Genomic DNA, 18,260 nt, shown 5'->3' on the forward strand with positions numbered 1-18,260 from the left:
CTTCACTGTGTCAAGCGGGAAGTCCGTGGCTCCCCGTCCGCCGACACCTTTCCGAACGCCGGGGTCACCGCGAGCTCCGGCACGCCGTGAAGAACATCGCACCCGCCGACTGGAACCCGGCTGTGATCTGCCGCGTCGTCGTTCGAGTCCACTTCAGGTACGCCGTACTTTCGCCCGCCGAACGTGATGGCGACCGCGTTCGCCGACACGATCACCAGGATCGCTGCCCAGTCGAGGATCGCGAACTGCTGATCGAGAACGACCAGCCCGACGAGCGCCGCCAGTACCGGGTTGACGCTCATGAAAACACCGAAGAACTGCGCCGGAACGCGGCGAAGCGTGAGCAGATCAACGAGGAACGGCACGGCCGAGGAGAGCACGCCGGCCACCAGCGCGTACGACGCTGCGGCGAACGTCGGCGGGTGATGCAGCAGCACGACCACGCCGATCGGCACATACGCGAGGCCCGACAACCCTGCCGCTGCGGCCGAACCGGTTGCACCCGGCAACTCTTGGCCGACCTTCCGGTTCAGCAGGATGTAGAACGCCCAGCACAACGCGGCGAGCAGACCCAGGCCGATCCCGACGTAGTCCGTCGTTGCCTGCGGACGGGCCAGCAGGACGACCGCGGGCGCGGCGACCAACGCACAGGCCAGGTCAAGCACGCGCCGTGATCCCACGAGCGCAACGGCCAACGGGCCCAGGAACTCCAGCGTGACGCCCAGGCCGAGACCTACTCGGTCGATGGCGGTGTACAGGGACAGGTTCATCACGGCGAAGACCGCCGCCAGCGCGACGACCAGGCGCCACTGTGGGCCCGTAATCGACCGCAGCCGCGGCCTCCCGATCGCGAGCAGCACGATCGCCGCGACCCACTGCCGGATCGCCACCACACCCGCCGGGCCGATCACCGGGAACGCGAGCGCCGCCACCGACGCACCCACCTGCGTCGACAGCCCGCTCCCGAGCATCATCACCACACCGACCAACCGTTGTCGCCTCACGATCACGAGAGTCCGCCCGCCGCTGCGCTGGGCAAAATGCATCGCGCAGCCGATCTATACGCTGGAGTCATGGATATCCGGCAGCTGCGGTGCCTCGTGGAGATCGTCGACTCGGGCACGTTCACCGACGCCGCGATCGAGCTGGGGATCTCGCAGGCCGCGGTCTCCCGCAACCTGCTGGCCCTGGAGCGCGAACTGGGTGTACGCCTGCTGCACCGGACCAGCCGTTCGCTCACCCCGACCACGGCCGGCATCAGGGTTCTGGCGCGGGCCCGGCACATCCTCGCCGAGATCGACGAACTCGTGAGTGAGGCGACGAGCGGTCACACCCGCCTGCGCGTCGGTCACGCGTGGTCGGCGTTCGGGAGTCGCACCCGCGAGTTCCAGCGCCGGTGGGCTGCGGAGCATCCCGGCATCGAACTGCAGCTGATCCGCACCAACACCGCGACCGGCGGGCTCGCCGAGGGACTGTGCGATCTCGCGGTCGTCCGCAGCCAGTTGGACCTGCGGCGCTTCGGGCAGGTGTTGCTGACGCAGGAACGGCGGTACGGCGTTCTGCCCGCCGACGACCCGCTGGCGCGCAAACGGGCGCTGACGCTCGATCAGCTCCGCGACCGGACGTTGGTGATCGACCGCCGTACCGGGAGCACCACGGTCGACCTGTGGCCTGAGGACGCGCGGCCGAAGATCGAGCTCACCCAGGACGTCGACGACTGGCTGGCCGCGATCGCGTCCGGGCGGTGCGTCGGCGTGACGCCCGAGGCGACCTCGACGCAGTACCGGCGGGACGGGGTGGTGTACCGCCCGTTGCGGGACGCGCCGCCGGTCGACGTACATCTGATCTGGCATCGCGAGGACCCGCACCCGGCGACGCCGGCGGCCGTGAACCTGCTGATCGCGCTCTACCGGGAGTCGAGCAGCCCGAGCAGCTGACGACGATCGCCGGTCCGGTGCAGGACGTCGCGGACCTGTTCGATCCCGCCGACGGGCCAGCGATCCGCGATCCGCCGTACCTCCGGGTCCTGGATCGCAGCGGAGAGCGCCCCCGGGAAGTCACCCCAGACGACCTCGAACGGCCGACCCCACATCCGCTCGACACCGACCTCGACCGGCGACGTGATCCCAAGCCGGTTGTGCAACTCCCCCACCGCCGACACAACTCCAGCCCTGAACCCATGCCGAAGAGGATCGCATGGTCTGCAGCTCGACAGGAGGTGTCGGCTTTTCTGGCCCGATTGGTCGGGCGGTTGAGCGTGATCGAGCCCGGCGAAGCCGAACACCTCCTGTCGAGCTGCAGATCTGTCAGTAGCCGAGGACCGTTCGGTAGGCGTCGTTCGTGCGGGCGGCTGCGTCTTGGAGGGCGGTTGCGTCGGGGCCGGCTCCTAGGATCTCCCGGGAGCTGGACGGTACGACGTTGCGCACCGCGGACCCGAACACCTCGATCAGGCCCGCGGCCGTGCCGCCCTGGGCGCCGAGACCCGGTGCGAGCAGCGGGCCGTTGATGTCCAGGTCCTCATCGGTGGAACTGATGGTCGCCCCAACGACCGCGCCGAACGAACCGAGTCCGTCCGCGTCAGCGTTCAACGCGCGCAGGCCGTCGAGGACTGCACCAGCGACGGTCGGGCCGTCGGCGGTGCGGGCCGTCTGGAACTGCGGGCCCTCCGGGTTCGAGGTGAGCGCGAGCACGAACAGCCCGGCGCCCGCCTCCCGCGCCTCGTCGATCGCGGGCTGCAGCGAGCCGAACCCGAGGTACGGGCTGACCGTCAGCGCATCGCACGCCAGCGGGCCCTTCTCGGCCAGGTACGCCGACGCGTAGCCCGCCATCGTCGTACCGATGTCACCGCGCTTCGCGTCGATGATCACGAGCGCTCCGGCCTCCCGCAGCCGGATCGTGGCCTGCTCCAGGACGGCGACACCGGCCGACCCGAAGCGCTCGAAGAACGCGGACTGCGGCTTGAACACCGCGACCCGGTCGGCGAGTGCGTCGACGACGCCGTACGTGAACGAGGCCAGACCCTCCGCTGTGTCGGGCAGGCCCCAGGCGTCGAGCAGGTGCGCGTGCGGGTCGATGCCGACGCACAGCGGGCCGCGGGTGTCCATCGCCGCCCGCAACCTGGTGCCGAACGGTTTGCTACGCATGTCGCTCCCGATGGTCTCGTTGCTCAAGGCAATCTCCTGTTGATCTGCCGGACCAGACCCGGCCCGCGATAAATCAGTCCGGTGTACACCTGCACCAGGCTCGCGCCGGCGTCGAAGAGGCGAGCCGCATCCGACGGGTCGACGATCCCGCCGACCCCGATCACGGGGAGCGCTCCCCCGGTTTCCCCGTGGATGTGCGCGACGACCTTCGCTGCGGTCTCGGCGAGCGGCCGCCCGGACAAGCCGCCGGTCTCACCCGCCAGTGGATGCCCCGCGACACCCGCACGGTCGATCGTCGTGTTGGTGGCGATGATGCCGGCGACGCCGGTGCCGGTGCAGACCTGGAGGAGCTCGTCGATCGCCGGCGTGGTCAGGTCCGGCGCGATCTTCACCAGGATGGGCTTCGGCGCGAGCCCGGCAACGGTCAGCGAAGCGGCCTTGGTGTGCAGCGCGGTCAGGAGTTCGCGGAGGTGGCCGGCGTCCTGCAGAGAGCGCAATCCCGGCGTGTTCGGCGACGAGACGTTGACCGCGAAGTAGTCGCCGTACCGGTAGAGACGGCGCAGCGAGGTCACGTAGTCCTCGACCGCGTCCTCCAGCGGCGTCACCTTCGACTTCCCGATCGAGATCCCGAGCGGGTAGCCGAGGTCGCCGTACGCCGCCAGTCGCGCGGCGAGCGCTTCGCTGCCGAGGTTGTTGAAGCCCATCCGGTTGATGACCGCCTCGCGCTCGACGAGGCGGAACAGGCGGGGCTTCTCGTTTCCGGGCTGCGGATGCGCGGTGACCGTGCCGACCTCGACGAAGCCGAACCCGATCGCGGGCCACGCACGCAACGCGACCCCGTTCTTGTCCATCCCGGCCGCCAGCCCGACCGGCGACGGGAACCGGATCCCGAAGACCGTGCGGGCCGAGGCGACTCCGAACAGGCGCGCGCCGGCCGCCGCAGCGCCCGGTATGCGCCCCAGGAGGCGCATACCGTTGAGCGTCTGCTCGTGCGCCACCTCCGCGTCACCGCGACCCAGCCGGTACAGGACCGGCCGGACCACTCGCCTATACACCGCGGATCCTCGGCACCCAGTCCTGCAGCGACCGGACGCCGATATCGCCGGCGCGCTGCGCCTCGATCCCCTGCACCGCGGCCGCCAGCCCCTGCACGGTGGTGATGCACGGGATGTTCCGCGCCACCGCCGCGCTGCGGATCTCGTACCCGTCGATCCGCGGCGAACCGCCCTGGGTGATCCCGATCGGCGTGTTGACGATCAGGTTCAGCTCGCCGTCCTGGACCATCTGGACGATCGTCGGCTCACCGTTCGGACCCGGGCCCTGGCTGCTCTTGCGGACCGTGACGGCCTCGACGCCGTTGCGCCGCAGTACGTCGGCCGTGCCTTCGGTCGCGTAGATCTGGAAGCCGAGATCCGCGAGCCGCTTGACCGGGAAGATCATGTGCCGCTTGTCCCGGTTCGCGACCGAGACGAACACCTTCCCGTCGATGGGCAGCGGCTGTGACGCCCCCGCCTGCGACTTCGCGAACGCCGTACCGAACGTCTCGTCGATGCCCATCACCTCGCCGGTGGACTTCATCTCCGGACCGAGCACGGTGTCGACCGACGAACCGTCGATGGTCCGGAACCGGTTGAACGGCATCACGGCCTCCTTGACCGCGATCGGTGTCGTCGGCGGCAGCGTGCCGCCGTCCCCGGAGGCCGGCAGCAGACCCTCGGTCCGCAGCTCAGCAATGGTTGCCCCGAGCATCACCCGGGCCGCGGCCTTGGCGAGCGGTGTCGCGGTCGCCTTGGACACGAACGGGACCGTCCGGGACGCCCGCGGGTTCGCCTCCAGCACGTAGAGGACGTCGCCGGCGAGCGCGTACTGGACGTTCAGCAGACCCCGTACGCCGACACCGCGGGCGATCGCCTCGGTGGACTTCCGGATCTTCTCGATGTCCGCGTTCCCGAGCGTGATCGGCGGCAGCGCACACGACGAGTCGCCGGAGTGCACGCCGGCCTCCTCGATGTGCTCCATCACGCCGCCGAGGAACAGTTCCTCGCCGTCGAACAGCCCGTCGACGTCGATCTCGACCGCGTCGTCGAGGAACCGGTCGATCAGCACCGGGTGCTCCCACGAGCCGGTCCCGGCGCTCAGCCGGTCCAGCGCCGCGGTCAGCTCGGCCGAGCTGTAGACGATCTCCATCCCGCGACCGCCCAGCACGTACGACGGCCGGACGAGGACCGGGAACCCGATCTCCTCGGCGACTTCGTGGGCCCCCTCGGCCGACATCGCCGTACCGTGCTTCGGCGCCGGCAGCTTCGCGTCCGCGAGCACCTTGCCGAACGCACCCCGCTCCTCCGCCAGGTGGATCGCCTCGGGCGACGTGCCGACGATCGGTACGCCGGCGTCCGCGAGCCGCTGCGCCAGGCCGAGCGGCGTCTGCCCGCCGAGCTGGACGATCACGCCCGCGACCGGTCCGGCCTGCAACTCGGCGTACACGATCTCGAGCACGTCCTCGCAGGTGAGCGGCTCGAAGTAGAGCCGGTCGGAGGTGTCGTAGTCGGTCGAGACCGTCTCCGGGTTGCAGTTCACCATCACCGTGCAGTATCCGGCCTCACGCAGCGCCATCGACGCGTGCACACACGAGTAGTCGAACTCGATGCCCTGCCCGATCCGGTTCGGCCCGGAGCCGAGGATCAGCACGGCCGGCTCCGAGCGCGGCGCGACCTCGGTCTCCTCGTCGTACGACGAGTAGTGGTACGGCGTCTCGGCCTTGAACTCGGCCGCACACGTGTCGACCGTCTTGTAGACCGGCCGGATCCCGAGCGCCTGCCGGACACCGCGGACGACGTCCTCGGTCAGGCCACGGATCTCGGCCAGCTGCAGGTCCGAGAACCCGTGCCGTTTGGCCAGCTTGATGACGTCCGGCGTCAGCCGGGGCGCGGCCGCGACCTGGAGAGCGGTCTCGTGGATCAGGTACATCTGGTCCACGAACCAAGGATCAATGCGAGTGTTGTCGAAGATCTGTTCCGGCGTCGCACCGGCCCGGATGGCGTCCATGATGATCCGCAACCGGCCGTCCTGCGGCGTCTTGATTGCCTCCAGCAACGGGCCGAGTTCGGAGGGCTGGCCGGCCCAGGAGAACCGGGCCTCCGGCTTCTCCAGCGACCGCAGCGCCTTCTGCAACGCCTCGGTGTAGTTCCGGCCGATCGCCATCGCCTCGCCGACGCTCTTCATGTGCGTGGTCAGCCGGGCGTCCGCGGCCGGGAACTTCTCGAACGCGAACCGCGGCACCTTCACCACCACGTAGTCGAGCGTCGGCTCGAAGCTGGCCGGCGTCTGCTTGGTGATGTCGTTCGGGATCTCGTCCAGCGTGTAGCCGATGGCGACCTTCGCGGCGATCTTCGCGATCGGGAAGCCGGTCGCCTTCGACGCCAGCGCCGACGAGCGGGACACCCGCGGGTTCATCTCGATGACGATCAGCCGACCGTCGTCGGGGTTCACCGCGAACTGGATGTTACAGCCGCCGGTGTCGACGCCGACCTCACGGATGATGCCGATCGCGAGGTCCCGCATCACCTGGTACTCGCGGTCGGTCAGCGTCATCGCCGGTGCGACCGTGACCGAGTCGCCGGTGTGCACGCCCATCGGGTCGACGTTCTCGATCGAGCAGATGATCACGACGTTGTCGGCCTTGTCGCGCATCACCTCCAGCTCGTACTCCTTCCAGCCGAGGATCGACTCCTCGATCAGGACCTCCGTCGTCGGCGACGCGAGCAGCCCGGCGCCGGCGATCCGCCGCAGGTCGGCCTCGTCGTACGCCATCCCGGAGCCGACGCCGCCCATCGTGAACGACGGCCGCACGACCAGCGGGTACCCGAGCTGGTCCGCGGCGCCCATGACGTCGTCCAGCGTGTGGCAGATCACCGACCGCGCGGTCTCCGCGCCGAGCTTCTCGACGATGTGCTTGAACGACTCCCGGTTCTCGCCGCGCTGGATCGCGTCGACGGACGCCCCGATCAGCTCGACGCCGTACTTCTCCAGTACGCCGTTGTCGTGCAGGGCGATCGCCGCGTTCAGCGCGGTCTGGCCGCCGAGCGTGGCGAGCAGCGCGTTCGGGCGCTCCTTCTCGATCACCTTCTCGACGAACTCCGGGGTGATCGGCTCGACATACGTGGCGTCGGCGAACTCCGGATCCGTCATGATCGTCGCCGGGTTGGAGTTCACCAGGACGACCCGGAAGCCCTCCTCGCGCAGCACCCGGCACGCCTGGGTGCCGGAGTAGTCGAACTCGCAGGCCTGGCCGATCACGATCGGGCCGGACCCGATCACGAGGACCGACTCGATGTCTGTGCGACGTGGCATCAGGCCCGCCCCTCCATCAGTTCTACGAAGCGGTCGAACAGGTACGCCGAATCGTGCGGACCTGCTGCGGCTTCAGGGTGGTACTGCACCGAGAAAGCAAGCACCCGGCCGTCGTGACCGGTGAGCTTGAGCCCTTCGACCACGTTGTCGTTGAGCGACACGTGCGACACCTCGGCGGTGCCGTACGGCGTTTCGACCGTCTCCTCGAGTGGCGCATCGACGGCGAACCCATGGTTCTGCGCGGTGATCTCCACCTTGCCGGTCGCCCGGTCGAGCACCGGCTGGTTGATCCCGCGGTGCCCGTACTTGAGCTTGAACGTCCCCAGTCCGAGCGCCCGCCCGAACACCTGGTTGCCGAAGCAGATCCCGAAGTACGGCTTCCCGCGCTGCAGCAGTTCCTTCAGCAACGTGGTCGGGTGCTCGGTGGTCTCCGGGTCGCCCGGTCCGTTGCTCATGAAGATGCCGTCAGGGTTGACCGCGAGAATGTCTTCCAGAGAGGTCGTCGCGGGCATCACGTGCACCTCGATGCCGCGCTCGGACATCCGCTTCGGCGTCATCGACTTGATGCCGAGGTCGAGCGCCACCACGGTGAACCTGCGTTCGCCGAGGGCGGGTACGACGTACGGCTCGAACGTCGTGACCTCGGACGCCAGGTCGGCGCCGACCATCGGCGGCTGCTCGAGAACCTTCTGCAGCAGCTCGGCGGGGTCCAGGATCTCGGTGGAGATCCCGGCGCGCATCGCACCGCGTTCGCGGAGGTGCCGCGTCAGCGCGCGGGTGTCGATCCCGGAGATCCCGACGATCTCCTGGCCCTTCAGCTGGTCGTCGAGCGATCGCTTCGCGCGCCAGTTCGACGGCACCCGGGCCGGGTCGCGGACGACGTACCCGGCGACCCAGATCTTCTGCGACTCGTCGTCCTCGTCGTTGATCCCGGTGTTGCCGATGTGCGGCGCGGTCTGGGTGACGATCTGCCGGTGGTACGACGGGTCGGTCAGTGTCTCCTGGTAACCGGTCATCCCGGTGGTGAACACCGCCTCGCCGAATGTGGATCCGGTCGCCCCGTACGACGTACCGGCGAACGACCGGCCGTCCTCGAGGACCAGCAGTGCCTTTAGCTGGGCCGGCTGGCTCATGATGCTCCGATCAAGGTCGAGATGGATGCGGTCAGGGCGGCGGTGTCGGCCTTACGACGCGGACGGAACCCGGTGTCGAGCTCACGGCCGTCGTGGGTCCAGGTGACCACGACCAGGCCGGACTTCTCCGCGGTCACCTTGCCGGCGATGCCACGGTCGGTCCGGACCCCGGTCAGGTGGTCCGCGGGAATGAACACATCCGCCGCGCCCTGCCGGTGGAAGATCAGGCCGGCCTCACTGACGGCCAGGTCCGCGGTGGCGCGGACGCCCAGTTCGTGCACGGCGATCCGGTCCATCCAGTCGCCGGCGCTCGTCGTCGCGACGTACACACCCTCGACGCCGCGCGTGGTTTCCGCCGGCGCCGCGGGCAAAGGCGCCAGGTCGGCCTGCCGGGCCTGGCGGTTCCGCCAGCCCCGGTACATGCCGAAGTAGCCCGCTGCCAGCACCAGCAGCGTGCCGAGAATGCCGAGGAAGGCCTTCACTTGGTGAGCTCACCGTCCAGGACGGTCGGCGTACCGCGCAGGAACGTCGCCACCACCTTGCCCGGCAGCGTCATCCCTTCGAACGGCGTGTTCCGCGACAGCGACACCGATTCCTCCGGTACGACGGTCCGCTCGACCCTGGGGTCGTAGAGGACCACGTTCGCGGGCGCGCCGGCCTCCAGCGGTCGCCCGTGGTCGGGGGCCTGACCGATCGCGGCCGGCCGGTAGCTCATCCGGTCGGCGGCCTCGGCCCAGGTCAGCAGCTTGGTGTCGATCATCGCCTGCTGGACCACGCTCAGCGCGGTTTCGAGCCCGGTCATACCGAACGCGGCCGCGCTCCACTCGCAGTCCTTGTCCTCGACCGGGTGCGGCGCGTGGTCCGTGGCGACGATGTCGATCGTGCCGTCGGCCAGGCCCTCGCGGACGGCCTCGACATCCTCCTTGGTGCGCAGCGGCGGGTTCACCTTGTAGACCGGGTTGTAGGAGGCAGCGAGCTCCTCGGTCAGCAGCAGGTGGTGCGGGGTGACCTCGGCGGTCACCTCGAGCCCGCGGCGCTTCGCCGCGCGGACGATCTCCACCGAGCCCTTGGTGGACAGGTGGCAGACGTGCAGCTTCGACCCGACGTGCGCGTTCAGCAGGATGTCGCGGGCGATGATCGCCTCCTCGGCGACACTCGGCCAGCCGGTCAGGCCGAGAACGCCGGAGAGCGCGCCCTCGTTCATCTGTGCGCCCTGGGTGAGCCGCGGCTCCTGCGCGTGCTGGGCGATCACACCGCCGAACGCCTTCACGTACTCGAGGGCGCGGCGCATCAGTGCGGCGTCCCAGACGCAGTCGCCGTCGTCGGAGAACACCCGGACCCGGGCGGCGGAGTCAGCCATCGCGCCGAGCTCCGCGAGCTGCGTGCCCTTCCGTCCTACCGTGACCGCGCCGATCGGGTACACGTCGGCGTACCCGGCGTCGCGGCCGAGGCGCCAGACCTGCTCGACCACACCGGCGGTGTCGGCGACCGGGTCGGTGTTGGCCATCGCGAAGACCGCGGTGAACCCGCCCTTCGCGGCCGCGCGGGTGCCGGTGAACACCGTCTCGGCGTCCTCCCGGCCGGGCTCGCGCAGATGCGTGTGCAGGTCGACCAGACCCGGCAGCGCGACCAGCCCGTGCGCGTCGATCGTCTCGGCGCCCTGAGGTGTTTGCAGGTTGGTGCCGGTGGCAACGATCTCGCCGTTGTCGATCAGCAGGTCCGCTCGGTCACCGCCAACGATCCGCGCGCCGGTGATCAGGTATGCGGTCATGCCGTGTGCTCCTCGGTCTCGTTACTTCCAGATAGCAGCAGGTACAGGACGGCCATCCGGATCGCCACGCCGTTCGTGACCTGCTCGACGATCACCGAACGGGTGGAGTCGGCGACCTCCGCACTGATCTCCATACCGCGGTTCATCGGGCCGGGGTGCAGCACGATCGCCTCGTCCGGCAGTTGCGCCATCCGGTTCCTGTCCAGGCCGTACCGGCGTGTGTACTCGCGGGCGCTCGGGAAGAACGCCTCGTTCATCCGCTCCCGCTGCACCCGCAGCATCATCACCGCGTCGCTCTTCGGCAGCACCGAGTCGAAGTCGTACGTCGTGACGCACGGCCACCTGCTCATGTCGACCGGGACCAGCGTCGGCGGGGCGACCACGGTGACCTCGGCGCCGAGTGTCGAGAGCAGCAGCACGTTCGACCGCGCGACCCGCGAGTGCAGGACATCGCCGACGATCGTGATCCGTCGGCCCTCCAGAGAGCCGAGGTGCCGGCGCATCGTGAACGCGTCGAGCAACGCCTGCGTCGGGTGCTCGTGAGTGCCGTCACCGGCGTTCACGACCGAGCCGGTCATCCAGCCGGACTTCGCCAGCAGGTGCGGCGCACCGGACGAACCGTGCCGGCAGACGACGCCGTCGGCGCCCATCGCCTGCAGGGTCAGCGCGGTGTCCTTCAGGCTCTCGCCCTTGCTCACGCTCGAGCCCTTCGCGGAGAAGTTGATGACGTCCGCGGACAGCCGCTTGGCGGCCGCCTCGAACGAGATCCGCGTCCGGGTGGAGTCCTCGAAGAACAGGTTCACCACGGTCCGCCCGCGCAGCGCGGGCAGCTTCTTGATCGGGCGGTCGGCCAGCGACCGCATCTCCTCGGCGGTGTCGAGGATCAGATTGGCCTCGTCGCGGCTCAGGTCCGCGGCGCTCAGCAGATGCTTCATTTCGCCCCCTCGTCGGCGATCAGCACCGCGTCGGTTCCGTCGTACTCGGTCAGGTGCACGGTGACCCGCTCATCCAGGGACGTGGGCAGGTTCTTACCCACGTAGTCGGCTCGGATCGGCAGCTCGCGGTGGCCGCGGTCGACCAGGACGGCGAGCTGCACTGCGCGCGGGCGGCCGATGTCGCCGAGCGCGTCGAGCGCCGCGCGGATCGTCCGGCCGGAGAACAGCACGTCGTCGACGAGCACGACGACCTTGCCGTCGATACCGTCCGCGGGGATGTCGGTGTGCTCCAGGCCGCGTGGTGGTTTAAGACCGATGTCGTCGCGGTACATCGTCACATCGAGTGACCCCGTGGGTACGCTCTGCCCCTCAACGGCCTGGATCCGGGCCGAGACGCGCTGCGCGAGCGGGACTCCGCGGGTGGGGATACCGAGCAGGACGACCGGGTCGGCGCCGCGGTTCCGCTCGAGGATCTCGTGGGCGATCCGGGTCAGTGCCCGGGAAATATCGGAAGCGTCGAGGACCTCGCGGCTGCTGCGGTTCGGCGGCTGCGCTGTCTGGTGTTGCTCTGCACTCTGGGCAGGGCTCATCGCTACCGTTCCTCCTTTCCCGCCTCTCTGGACGGGTCTTTAAAGGACGTTCGGACCGCTTGACATGGTATCGGATGTGACACGCCGTCTTGACGCTGGCCTCTGACCCAGAATATTGTTACTCTGTGTAATCGAGGGGGGTTTGGCCATCCGGCCCGTTCCCTGCGGGCCGGACATGACGAAACTAGTCGGAGGGAAGAACCAGCGTGCCTAGCGAATACGCGAAGACACTGGGTGGCAAGCTACGCGCCATCCGCCAGCAGCAAGGGCTGTCGCTGCATGGTGTGGAAGAGAAGTCCAAGGGTCGCTGGAAGGCGGTTGTGGTCGGCTCGTACGAGCGCGGCGACCGAGCCGTCACGGTCCAGAAGCTCGCGGAACTCGCCGATTTCTACGGCGTGCCGATCCGTGAACTGCTTCCTGGGTCCGCCAGCGCGGCGGCCGCGGCTGCCGCTCCGCCCCGGTTGATCCTCGACCTGGAGGCCCTGCAACACCTCGACGCGAGCGAGGCCGGTCCGCTGACGCGGTACGCGGCCACGATCCAGGCTCAGCGCGGGGACTACAACGGCAAGGTGCTGTCGATCCGTCAGGACGACATGCGGACGCTCGCGGTGATCTACGACGAGTCGCCGACGACGCTGACCGAGCGCTTCATCTCCTGGGGTGTGCTGAACCCTGAGGCGAAGGGTGACGTCGAGGATTCGTCCGAGGCCGCCGGCGCCTGACGCCTGACAAGGCATCACCTGGTGAAGGCTATAGACGGTCGGGGCTTGTAGCAGCTGGCCCGCGGCCGCCCGCCTTCTCCAACTGACCGAACAGAGCAGTAGCAACAGCAGTACCAGCGGCAGGTACCACCTCACCAGCCGCTAACGGGGACGCAACGGCGGCCCGGGACCGTACCGAGACGGTCACCGGGCCTGACAGAGAGGGCTCGCCCCCCTCATTCCCTGCAGTGACTTCTCCCCTGCAGCGACTTCCCGCAGCGACTCAGACGCCCAGTGTGGGCTTCAGCTGCAGCAGTCTGGCCAGCAGGCCGTTCACGAACGTCGGGGACTCGTCGGTCGACAGGTCCCGCGCCAGCGCGACCGCCTCGCTCACCGCGACCACGTCCGGCACCTGATCGTCGAACAGCAGCTCGTAAGCGCCGATCCGCAGGATGTTCCGGTCGACGGCCGGCATCCGGTCCAGCGTCCAGCCCACCGAGTGGGTCTCGAGCAGGTCGTCGATCTGCTCGCTGTGTTTCGCGACTCCTTCGACCAGCGCGACGGTGAACTCGTTCACCGGCGGGTCGTTGTCGGCCACCCGGTCGGCCAGGGTGCCGCCGACCGGCAGTCCCCTGACCTCCGACTCGAACAGCACGTCGAGAGCGCGCTTGCGGGCCTTGCTCCGGGCAGACATCTTCTGTTGTCGCTTTCGCTAGAGGTTGCGCTGCTCAGGAGGTGACGCGGCCGAGGTAGTCCCCGGTGCGGGTGTCGACCTTGACCTTCTCGCCGGTGGTCAGGAAGAGCGGGACCTGGATGTCGTACCCGGTCTCCAGCTTGGCCGGCTTGGTGCCGCCGCTGGAGCGGTCGCCCTGCAGACCCGGCTCGGTGTACTCGACCGTGAGCTCGACCGAGGCCGGGAGCTCGACGTACAGCGGGAGCTCGTCGTGCACCGCGACGATGGCGTCCTGGTTCTCGAGCAGGAAGTGCACCGCGTCGCCGACCACCTCGGGCGTCAGCTGCAGCTGGTCGTACGTGCTCTTGTCCATGAAGACGTACGCCGTGCCGTCGTTGTACAGGTACGTCATGTCGCGCTTGTCGACCGTGGCCACATCGACCTTGACGTCGGCATTGAAGGTCTTGTCGACCACCTTGCCGGACAGCACGTTCTTCAGCTTGGTCCGGACGATGGCGCCGCCCTTGCCCGGCTTGTGATGCTGGAACCACACGACGGACCACAGCTGTCCGTCCAGGTCGAGCACCATGCCGTTCTTGAGGTCGTTCGTCGATGCCACGCGGGTATGCCCTTCGAAATCGATCAGCGGTAACAGCAGATTGTAGCGGTCACTCTCGCTTTCCTCCGATTCCGCTGATCTGCTAGACCCGGCCGGCCGTACGCTGGCACTGCAGACCCGTCCATCGAGGGGCCAGGAGGCCGGCATGACGGAGTTCGTGATCTTCGTCGTCGTGATGATCGTGCTGAGCCTCATCTCCAAGGCGCGGCAGGGATCCAAAGGCCGCAACGGGCAGCCGAACGCGCGGATGCAGGCGCTGATCGAGCGGATCCAGGCCCAGCAGGGCGGCGGCAACCAGCCGGTCCAGTTCCAGGGTCAGTTCACCCAGGCCGCCGGGCCGGGTGGACCGCCTCCGGCACCCATACCGGGGCAGATGCAGACCGGGACTGCGCAGGGCAGTCAGCAGGCCGCTGCCGCTCTCCAGCAGCTTCTGCAGAACGGCCGGCAGCCACGGCACGCGGGCGAGCGGAACTCCCCCGGCCTGGCGGCGCAGCAGCCCGGCACCGGTACGCCGTACCCGCCGACCGGGGTGTACCAGCCGCCCGCGCATCGGCCGCCGCAGAACAACCTGCCGACGTCGAAGCAGGACCTGGACACCAGGGTCCGGGCCTTGATGAACGCGGGCAACGAGGTCGGCGCGGTCCGGTTGCTGAGCGACGAGCGCGAGTTGGGGATCCTCGAGGCGCAGCGGTACGCCCGCACGCTGGTCGCGCCGCAGGCAGCTCAGCAGAGTGCCGACGTACGTGACGAGCCTGATGAGGACGAGGGGCGGTACGTCGGTTCGGCGGCGTTCGCGGAATCGACCTTCAACGTGAACGACCGCGACGAGAACGTGTGGGCCAGCGGCTGGGTCGACGAGCCGGAGCCGGAGGACCGCTCCGACATCGAGGAGCTGTGGCAAACCGTCAGCAACCCACAGCGGCCGACTCCTCCCAGTTAGTCCCGTCTGTCCCCGAGGGACTCCAGCAACGTCCGCAACAGGCCTGCTAGCTGGTCGCGTTCCGCGTCCGACAGGCCGGCCAGTAGCCGCGCCTCGGTGTCGATGTGCGTCGGCAACACCCTGTCGATCAACTCCAGGCCCTCGGGCGTCAAGGTCACCAGCACGCCGCGGCGGTCGGTCTCACTCGGGGCACGCGTCACCAGCCCACGCGCCTCCAGCCGGTCCAGCCGTTGACTGATCGCACCCGACGTGACCATCGACGAGTGCATCAGCCCGGCCGGCGTCAAGCTGTGTTCGGCGTTGCTGCGCCGCAGGGTCGCCAGTACGTCGAAGGACGCGCGGTCCAGGTCGTGCTTGCCGAAGTTCCGCCGCAGCTCGGCGTCGAACAGCGCGCCGAGGCGGCTCATCCGCCCGATGATCCCCATCGGCGACGGATCCAGGTCGGGCCGCCGCGCGCGCCACTGCTCGAGCACCAGGTCGACGTGATCTGCCATCCCCCCAGCCTAGCGCGAGATTGCTTAGCGGTGAGGTACTTGAAAGATTCTTAGCGCTGAGATACTTTATCTTAGTGCTAAGCAATCGACGTTCGATCATTCTGCTGACCACGGCGATCGCGCCGATGCTCTGGGGCACCACCTACGTGGTGACCACCGAGTTCCTCCCGCCGCATCGCCCGCTGCTGGCTGCGCTCCTGCGGGCGCTACCGGCCGGCCTCCTGCTCGTCGCGATCACCCGCGTCCTGCCGCGCGGCAGCTGGTGGTGGCGTTCGCTGGTCCTCGGCACGCTCAACATCGGCGCCTTCAACGCGCTGCTGTTCGTCGGCGCGTACCGGCTGCCAGGTGGCGTGGCCGCGACCGTCGGTGCGATCCAGCCGCTACTGGTCGCTTTGCTGTCAGCTGGTCTGCTCCGGCAGCGCCTGTCGCTGCGCACGGTCTTCACTGCGCTGGCAGGTGTGTTCGGCGTTGGTCTGCTGGTACTGCGAGCTACCGCACGGCTCGACATGCTGGGCGTACTGGCGGCTGCCGGCGCTGCGGTCGTCATGGCGTTCGGCGTCGTACTCAGCAAGCGGTGGACCTCACCTGCTCCCCTGCTGGCCACTACTGGTTGGCAGCTCGTGGCAGGTGGCCTGGTGCTCCTACCAGTGACCCTGCTGGTCGAGGGTGCCTTCCCCGCCTTCACACTGCGGAACCTTGCTGGCTACTCGTACCTGGCGCTCTTTGGTTCGGCAGTTGCCTATGCGCTGTGGTTCCGCGGGCTCCGAGAACTGGTTCCGACCGAGGTGACGTTCCTGGGTCTGCTGAGCCCGATAGTAGCCACCACGGTGGGCTGGCTGGTCCTCGCTCAGCACCTGACCGCACTGCAGGCGGTCGGCGGGCTCATCGTGCTGGCAGCCCTCGTCACCGCACAGCTGCGACCGGCAGCTCGACAAGAGATCTCCCGTCGAGCTGCCGGGTTCAGTGCCTCAGATCAAGCCCTCGCGCAGTGCATAAGCGACGGCGTGGGAGCGGTTCCTGAGCTGCAGGCGGCTGGTCACGTCGTGGAGGACGTTCTTCACCGTACGCTCCGAGTACGACAGCTCCCGGGCGATCTCCTGCGTGTCCTTGCCGTCCGCGACAAGTCGCAGTACCTGCGTCTCCCGGTCGGACAGACCGGTGTGGGACAGTCCCCGCGGTGCCAGTACGTGCCGCTGCATCCGCGACACCTGACCGAGCAGCCGTCCCAGCAGGTCCGGGGGCAGGCTGCCGTCCCCTGCAGCAGCAGCCTGCACCAGGTGCACAATCCGGTCACCGGTCGCTTCGGTACGCCGTAGTACGCCGGAGACCCCCAGCTCGACCGCGGTCATCAGCGCTTCGTCGTCGATCGTGCTACCGATCAGCACGGTCCGGCGGCAGCCCCGCTGCGTCGCGGCCCGCAGTACCTGAACAGCACCGGCGTCCAGCGAGTCGACTGCGACCAACGCGACCACTGGCGGGGCGGTGCGCTGGTCGGCCGACTGCGAAGGCAACTGTGCAGCCAGGTCGGTGTCGGCGATCAGGCTGATCTCCGGGCGCTGGCGCAGCGTGTGCACCAGCCCGAACTGCGACAGCGGGTCGAGCGCCTTGACCCAGACCGGAATACGGTGTTGCTGACCGACAGGTTGCCCCACCTGTTGTGTCGTCATTCTTGTCACTCCCCCAGAGCGTTGTTGAACGGAACGGATCGAATCCGTAGTCACACGAACCCCCAATTCGTCGATTTCCTCCCGATCGTGCGACCGGACCGTCGGCCCTTTCGGCCCATCGACAGCCGGCATCACGATCCAACGACCAGAGTGCGGCACCGGCATTTCACCGGCGTCTCACCCCGATCTCTTGGCCGTTCGCCGGTGAAACCTGCCCGCACCGCGATCCGAAATCTGCCCACACCCACCTGATGCCCGAAAGGGCACATTGGTTACGAATCGAGGGTGGTGAGTGCGCGCAGCGCGAGCCGGTACGAGTCGAGCCCGAAGCCGGCGATGGTTCCCGTCGCCACCCCGGCGACCACACTGGTGTGCCGGAACTCCTCGCGGGTGGCCGGATTCGTCAGGTGGATCTCGATCAACGGAGCGGTCCGCTGCGCGATCGCGTCCCGCAGCGCGTACGAGTAGTGCGTGAACGCGGCCGGGTTCAGTACGACGGGAGTCCGCCCGTCCGCCGCCTCGTGCAGCCAACCGACCAGCTCGGCCTCGTCATCGGTCTGCCGTACGTCGACCTCGAACCCGAGCTCGGCGCCCGTCTTCTCACACACCCCGACCAACTCGGCGAACGTCGTCGTACCGTACTTCTCCGGCTCCCGCGACCCCAACCGCCCCAGGTTAGGCCCGTTCAGCACCAACACCCGCCTACTCACATCCGTCACACCACGCACCCTAGTCCCCCAAACGCCACCCCAACCTCCCCACCCACCACCCACCACAATCCCCGGCCCCGCACCCCCTGCCACGGGGCGCGGAGGCGTAGGACCGCCGCGGAGGCGCAGCACCCGCCCCGGAGGCGTGGCCGTGGGACGGGCGCGGAGGCGCAGCACCTGCCGCGGGGGCGCGAGACAGGAAATACCAGGTCCCCAGACACCAGATCCCCTGCAACGGCACAAGAGTCGACGCGCGCGAGGTCCCAGAACCAGGACGCGGGCACGGCACACTAGGCGGAGGCACAGGACAAGGCGCGGGGCGCTGACGCAGGGCACGGGACGCGGGGCGCAGACGCAGGGCGCGGGACGCGGGGCGCAGACGCAGGGCGCGGGACGCGGGACGCGGGCACGGTGCGCGGGGGCGTGGGAGGGGAGCGGGGGCGCAGCACCTGCCGCGGGGGCGCGAGACAGGAAATACCAGGTCCCCAGACACCAGATCCCCTGCAACGGCACAAGAGTCGACGCGCGCGAGGT

The 18,260-nt window shown here is 68.8% G+C and carries 18 protein-coding genes and 1 pseudogene; 4 read left to right on the top strand and 15 right to left on the bottom strand.

Annotated features, from left to right (window positions below):
- Positions 1-2 precede the first annotated feature (2 nt).
- On the bottom strand, positions 3-1,004 hold the full coding sequence (locus tag ACWF0M_RS28605; RefSeq protein WP_452238814.1) for an EamA family transporter: 1,002 nt from the start codon (positions 1,002-1,004) through the stop codon (positions 3-5).
- A 69-nt stretch (positions 1,005-1,073) separates the two neighbouring features.
- On the opposite strand from ACWF0M_RS28605, the gene ACWF0M_RS28610 reads away from it, so the two are divergent.
- Positions 1,074-1,937 carry a LysR family transcriptional regulator gene (locus tag ACWF0M_RS28610; RefSeq protein WP_452238815.1) on the top strand — a complete coding sequence of 288 codons (864 nt, stop codon included), beginning with the start codon at positions 1,074-1,076 and terminating at the stop codon, positions 1,935-1,937.
- Here ACWF0M_RS28610 and ACWF0M_RS28615 read toward each other — a convergent pair.
- The 9 genes from ACWF0M_RS28615 to pyrR form a co-directional block, all read right to left on the bottom strand.
- Positions 1,907-2,143 (bottom strand): hypothetical protein, encoded by a 237-nt coding sequence (locus tag ACWF0M_RS28615; protein ID WP_452238816.1) that lies wholly within the window; start codon positions 2,141-2,143, stop codon positions 1,907-1,909. The genes ACWF0M_RS28610 and ACWF0M_RS28615 overlap by 31 nt on opposite strands.
- A gap of 163 nt (positions 2,144-2,306) precedes the next feature.
- Positions 2,307-3,143 carry an orotidine-5'-phosphate decarboxylase gene (pyrF, locus tag ACWF0M_RS28620; protein WP_452238847.1) on the bottom strand — a complete coding sequence of 279 codons (837 nt, stop codon included), beginning with the start codon at positions 3,141-3,143 and terminating at the stop codon, positions 2,307-2,309.
- Between the two features lie 23 nt (positions 3,144-3,166).
- A complete protein-coding gene (locus tag ACWF0M_RS28625; protein ID WP_452238817.1) occupies positions 3,167-4,198 on the bottom strand; it encodes a quinone-dependent dihydroorotate dehydrogenase in 1,032 nt (343 codons plus the stop codon).
- Positions 4,191-7,493: a carbamoyl-phosphate synthase large subunit gene (gene carB, locus ACWF0M_RS28630; RefSeq protein WP_452238818.1), complete on the bottom strand. Its 3,303-nt coding sequence runs from the start codon at positions 7,491-7,493 to the stop codon at positions 4,191-4,193. The genes ACWF0M_RS28625 and carB overlap by 8 nt, the downstream gene beginning before the upstream one ends.
- A complete protein-coding gene (carA, locus tag ACWF0M_RS28635) occupies positions 7,493-8,626 on the bottom strand; it encodes a glutamine-hydrolyzing carbamoyl-phosphate synthase small subunit (RefSeq protein ID WP_452238819.1) in 1,134 nt (377 codons plus the stop codon). The genes carB and carA overlap by 1 nt, the downstream gene beginning before the upstream one ends.
- Positions 8,623-9,108, bottom strand: coding sequence for a PH-like domain-containing protein (locus ACWF0M_RS28640; RefSeq protein ID WP_452238820.1), 486 nt, complete (start codon positions 9,106-9,108; stop codon positions 8,623-8,625). The genes carA and ACWF0M_RS28640 overlap by 4 nt, the downstream gene beginning before the upstream one ends.
- On the bottom strand, positions 9,105-10,397 hold the full coding sequence (locus ACWF0M_RS28645; RefSeq protein ID WP_452238821.1) for a dihydroorotase: 1,293 nt from the start codon (positions 10,395-10,397) through the stop codon (positions 9,105-9,107). The genes ACWF0M_RS28640 and ACWF0M_RS28645 overlap by 4 nt, the downstream gene beginning before the upstream one ends.
- On the bottom strand, positions 10,394-11,332 hold the full coding sequence (locus ACWF0M_RS28650; protein ID WP_452238822.1) for an aspartate carbamoyltransferase catalytic subunit: 939 nt from the start codon (positions 11,330-11,332) through the stop codon (positions 10,394-10,396). The genes ACWF0M_RS28645 and ACWF0M_RS28650 overlap by 4 nt, the downstream gene beginning before the upstream one ends.
- Positions 11,329-11,922 (bottom strand): bifunctional pyr operon transcriptional regulator/uracil phosphoribosyltransferase PyrR, encoded by a 594-nt coding sequence (gene pyrR / locus ACWF0M_RS28655; RefSeq protein WP_452238823.1) that lies wholly within the window; start codon positions 11,920-11,922, stop codon positions 11,329-11,331. Before pyrR ends, ACWF0M_RS28650 begins: the two co-directional genes overlap by 4 nt.
- A gap of 206 nt (positions 11,923-12,128) precedes the next feature.
- Here pyrR and bldD point away from each other — a divergent pair, with 206 nt between their 5' ends.
- Positions 12,129-12,644, top strand: a complete 516-nt coding sequence (gene bldD, locus ACWF0M_RS28660) for a transcriptional regulator BldD (protein WP_452238824.1) — start codon at positions 12,129-12,131, stop codon at positions 12,642-12,644.
- Between the two features lie 262 nt (positions 12,645-12,906).
- On the opposite strand, the gene nusB is transcribed toward bldD, so the two are convergent.
- Complete coding sequence (gene nusB, locus ACWF0M_RS28665) at positions 12,907-13,317, bottom strand: transcription antitermination factor NusB (RefSeq protein ID WP_131293877.1); 411 nt, start codon at positions 13,315-13,317, stop codon at positions 12,907-12,909.
- 34 nt (positions 13,318-13,351) lie between these two features.
- Positions 13,352-13,915: an elongation factor P gene (gene efp / locus ACWF0M_RS28670; protein ID WP_131293876.1), complete on the bottom strand. Its 564-nt coding sequence runs from the start codon at positions 13,913-13,915 to the stop codon at positions 13,352-13,354.
- Between the two features lie 145 nt (positions 13,916-14,060).
- Here efp and ACWF0M_RS28675 point away from each other — a divergent pair, with 145 nt between their 5' ends.
- Positions 14,061-14,855: a hypothetical protein gene (locus tag ACWF0M_RS28675; RefSeq protein WP_452238825.1), complete on the top strand. Its 795-nt coding sequence runs from the start codon at positions 14,061-14,063 to the stop codon at positions 14,853-14,855.
- Here ACWF0M_RS28675 and ACWF0M_RS28680 read toward each other — a convergent pair.
- Positions 14,852-15,349 carry a MarR family winged helix-turn-helix transcriptional regulator gene (locus ACWF0M_RS28680; protein WP_452238826.1) on the bottom strand — a complete coding sequence of 166 codons (498 nt, stop codon included), beginning with the start codon at positions 15,347-15,349 and terminating at the stop codon, positions 14,852-14,854. The two genes, ACWF0M_RS28675 and ACWF0M_RS28680, sit on opposite strands and share 4 nt — an antisense overlap.
- 74 nt (positions 15,350-15,423) lie before the next feature.
- Here ACWF0M_RS28680 and ACWF0M_RS28685 point away from each other — a divergent pair.
- A pseudogene (locus tag ACWF0M_RS28685) lies at positions 15,424-16,242 on the top strand (EamA family transporter); the annotation flags it as partial.
- Positions 16,243-16,317: 75 nt separating this feature from the next.
- On the opposite strand, the gene ACWF0M_RS28690 reads toward ACWF0M_RS28685, so the two are convergent.
- The gene (locus ACWF0M_RS28690) at positions 16,318-17,181 is read right to left on the bottom strand and encodes a LuxR C-terminal-related transcriptional regulator (protein WP_452238827.1); all 864 of its coding nucleotides are present in this window, start codon (positions 17,179-17,181) and stop codon (positions 16,318-16,320) included.
- Positions 17,182-17,288: 107 nt separating this feature from the next.
- Positions 17,289-17,726 carry a type II 3-dehydroquinate dehydratase gene (aroQ, locus tag ACWF0M_RS28695; RefSeq protein ID WP_452238848.1) on the bottom strand — a complete coding sequence of 146 codons (438 nt, stop codon included), beginning with the start codon at positions 17,724-17,726 and terminating at the stop codon, positions 17,289-17,291.
- Positions 17,727-18,260 lie beyond the last annotated feature (534 nt).

The sequence above is a fragment of the Kribbella sp. NPDC055110 genome, assembly GCF_053607525.1.

Bases quoted from the DNA above. Each gene is read 5' to 3' on its own strand.
- ACWF0M_RS28610 (WP_452238815.1), top strand. From the start codon at position 1,074: ATGGATATCCGGCAGCTGCGGTGCCTCGTGGAGATCGTCGACTCGGGC.
- pyrF (WP_452238847.1), bottom strand. From the start codon at position 3,143: ATGCGTAGCAAACCGTTCGGCACCAGGTTGCGGGCGGCGATGGACACC.
- carB (WP_452238818.1), bottom strand. From the start codon at position 7,493: ATGCCACGTCGCACAGACATCGAGTCGGTCCTCGTGATCGGGTCCGGC.
- carA (WP_452238819.1), bottom strand. From the start codon at position 8,626: ATGAGCCAGCCGGCCCAGCTAAAGGCACTGCTGGTCCTCGAGGACGGC.
- ACWF0M_RS28645 (WP_452238821.1), bottom strand. From the start codon at position 10,397: ATGACCGCATACCTGATCACCGGCGCGCGGATCGTTGGCGGTGACCGA.
- ACWF0M_RS28650 (WP_452238822.1), bottom strand. From the start codon at position 11,332: ATGAAGCATCTGCTGAGCGCCGCGGACCTGAGCCGCGACGAGGCCAAT.
- pyrR (WP_452238823.1), bottom strand. From the start codon at position 11,922: ATGAGCCCTGCCCAGAGTGCAGAGCAACACCAGACAGCGCAGCCGCCG.
- nusB (WP_131293877.1), bottom strand. From the start codon at position 13,317: ATGTCTGCCCGGAGCAAGGCCCGCAAGCGCGCTCTCGACGTGCTGTTC.
- ACWF0M_RS28675 (WP_452238825.1), top strand. From the start codon at position 14,061: ATGACGGAGTTCGTGATCTTCGTCGTCGTGATGATCGTGCTGAGCCTC.
- ACWF0M_RS28680 (WP_452238826.1), bottom strand. From the start codon at position 15,349: ATGGCAGATCACGTCGACCTGGTGCTCGAGCAGTGGCGCGCGCGGCGG.
- ACWF0M_RS28690 (WP_452238827.1), bottom strand. From the start codon at position 17,181: ATGCCGGTGCCGCACTCTGGTCGTTGGATCGTGATGCCGGCTGTCGAT.